Annotated in this window: 1 protein-coding gene; it reads right to left on the bottom strand. The window is 70.4% G+C overall.

From position 1 onward, the window contains the following. Window positions 1-170 precede the first annotated feature (170 nt). On the bottom strand, window positions 171-1,394 hold the full coding sequence (locus ABZ885_RS41140) for an IS4 family transposase (RefSeq protein WP_360200325.1): 1,224 nt from the start codon (window positions 1,392-1,394) through the stop codon (window positions 171-173). Window positions 1,395-1,436 lie beyond the last annotated feature (42 nt).

Genomic DNA, 1,436 nt, shown 5'->3' on the forward strand with positions numbered 1-1,436 from the left:
CAATGCCGGTGACTTAGGTCGTGTTCGTTCTGGTGATCGCGATGACTGTGGGGGCTGGTGGTGGCCAGTCGCGGTGTTGGGCGCGTTTGAGGGGCCAGTTGGACATCTTGCGTTTGATGACGCGGGGACAGGTCCGTTGACGGCGCGGAGGCAGCAGGCGTTCGGTGATCTCAGCGAGGGTGCGGGTCAGCGCTCTGCTGAGTGTGCCGGGGGGAAAGCGCCGCCTGGGCGGGGACCTGGCGGCGCACGACCCGCAGGCTGCGGGTGAACGAGAGCCGGTCGACGTCCACGTCGTCGTGGAGGGCGGCCTGGTGCATCAGGTGCCGGATGGCGTGGTGGACGAGCAGGAGGCCGTAGACCTCCTGCTCGACGCCCCACGGGTATTTCGAGCGCAGGACGAGCCTGGGACCGCGCTGGTGGGTCTTGATCTCGTCCAGCGTGCTCTCGATCTCCCAGCGCTGGGCGTAGAGCGCGGCCAGCTCGGCGGCGGGTGCCTCCTGCGGGTCGAGAATCGTGGTGATCAGCCGGTAGACGGTCGCGTCGCCGGTGCGGGCCAGGGTGTACTCGACGACACGTACCGTCACCGGGTTGCGGCGGCTCCTGCGGTCCGGCTCCGCATGGACCGTGCTGAGATACGAGCCGTCCGGTAGCACCCGTACGACGGGCAGGTTCGCGCTCTTGCGTACCCGCCACAGCAGGTCCGCGCCGGTGGCCCGCGCGTGCTGCCACAGCTCGAAGCCGTAGAAGCCCCGGTCCGCCAGCAGCAGCATCCCCGCTCCCAGGTGGGCGAACAGCCGCCGGGAGAGCGTCTGCTCGCTGACCGACAGCGGGCCCATCTCGGCACCGAACACCGCGTGAGTGCCGCACTCGGCCAGCCCCACCACCCTGACCTGCGGGAACGCGCCCCTCCCGCGACCTGTGCCCGGGCGGCCGAAGAAGGCGTCGTTGGCCTCGGTGTCCGCCAGGTCCAGCGTGGTGCCGTCCACCGCCACCACTCGTCGGCTCCGGTACCAGGCGCCCGCCGTTTCGGGCACAGCCAGCGGGTGGCACACCCGCGCGAACAGCACCTTCAGCGGCTCGACTCCCAGCCGTCGGCGGGCCCGGCCGATCGCGGCGGTCGTGGGCACCCGCCACGACCGCCGCCCGTCCCCGAGCCCCTCGCCCAGCAGCCGGGCGACCTCCTCGTAGCCCTGCCCGAAGAACAGGCACATTGCCAGGACGAAGTACACGACCACCCGTGCCGGCAGCAGCCGGCTGCGTTTCTCACCCCGCCCGGTCTCGGCAATCACCTCATCAACCAGACCCGGCGGAAACGCCCGGGTCAGAACCCCGATCGCGATCCGATCCGACAACCGCTCACCCGCAGGCGACTTGACCTGCCCCACCCTCGCCACACCACAACCAACGAGGCACGGACCCCAAAGTCACCGGCATTG

Origin of the sequence: Kitasatospora sp. NPDC047058, assembly GCF_040643935.1 — a bacterium.
Classification (GTDB): domain Bacteria; phylum Actinomycetota; class Actinomycetes; order Streptomycetales; family Streptomycetaceae; genus Kitasatospora.